This is a genomic window from Streptomyces sp. NPDC054847 (assembly GCF_053610925.1).
Map to the genome: position 1 here is coordinate 1 of NZ_JBSGZJ010000799.1, position 1,105 is coordinate 1,105.

The 1,105-nt window shown below is 71.0% G+C and carries 2 protein-coding genes; both read right to left on the minus strand.

The features are described from left to right. Positions 1–29 precede the first annotated feature (29 nt). Complete coding sequence (locus ACWGH4_RS35325; protein ID WP_441264171.1) at positions 30–461, minus strand: DUF4440 domain-containing protein; 432 nt, start codon at positions 459–461, stop codon at positions 30–32. 83 nt (positions 462–544) lie between these two features. Beyond that, on the minus strand, positions 545–1,105 hold a 561-nt coding region (locus ACWGH4_RS35330; protein ID WP_453468016.1), incomplete at its 5' end, for an ATP-dependent DNA ligase.

Genomic DNA, 1,105 nt, shown 5'->3' on the forward strand with positions numbered 1-1,105 from the left:
GTGACGCCCCCCGGCCGGCAGGGCCGTCTCTAGCGGAGGTTGTCCCCCCAGCCGCCCTGCATCATCGTCTGGAACGCCCACTTGCCGTCCTGCTTGATCAGGATGTCGGCGTACCGCAGCTGCTGGGTCCGGCCGTCCATGGTCATGGTCGAGTCCGTGAAGACGACGGCCATCGCGGGGGAGAGGAACACCGGAGTCCGTACCGACTCGAAGGAGATGTCGTCGCTCCCTTCGCCCATCACATGGCTCATGGTCTCGACGAACTGCCGGCGGTCCCACTGGGCGGAGGCGCCGTTGCCCGCGGAGTCGTCGCTGATCAGGTTGAGCGGGAACACTGCCATGTCCGCCATACGCCCGACGTCGCGCTTGGTGCTGTGCGCGTCGTAGGCGGCGAACCACTCCTGGATGCTCGCCAGTTCCTCCGCGCTCGGGGTGTATCCGGTGTCGGGCAGAAAGGTCACACTTTCTCCTTGCCGTTCATCAACTGGGGCCACGCGGTGCGTCGCAGAAGGTACTGCCCCCAGCGCCGATTAGTCAAACTTGATTAATCGAGTTCTTCGGGTGACCGCAGCCTCATCACCGTCGTCACGGTGTGCCGCGTCGTGCCCAGCTCCACCTCCGCCGTCACCCCCGGCTCCACCGCCCGGTAGGTGACCTCGCCGATCCCGGTCGCCACCGCCGTGCCGCTCCCGCCGCCCGCCCGCCCGGCGAGCAGGGCCCCCGCCTGCGTCCGCAGCGCCGGCGCCATCGGGCCGGACACCACCGGTGTGTCGTCGTCGGGCAGCACCACGACGAGGGCGGCCGGACGCTCCCCGCTGCCGGTGAAGCCGACGACGGCCGCGTCGTGGGTGCGGGTGTGCCGCAGCTTGCGCCACAGCCGCACACCGCCCCGGTACGACTGGTCCAGCCGCTTGACCACCAGCCCTTCGACGCCGATCCCGGGCAGGGTCTCGTACCAGCCCTCCGCCTCCGCCCGGTCCCGTGTCATCGGCACGGGCTGGAGCGGCGGCCCCAGCGGCCCGGCCACCGCCACCAGCCGCGCCCGCCGCTTCTCGTACGCGAGCGGGCGCAGGTCCACCCCGCCCTCCGCGAGCAGGTCGAAGGC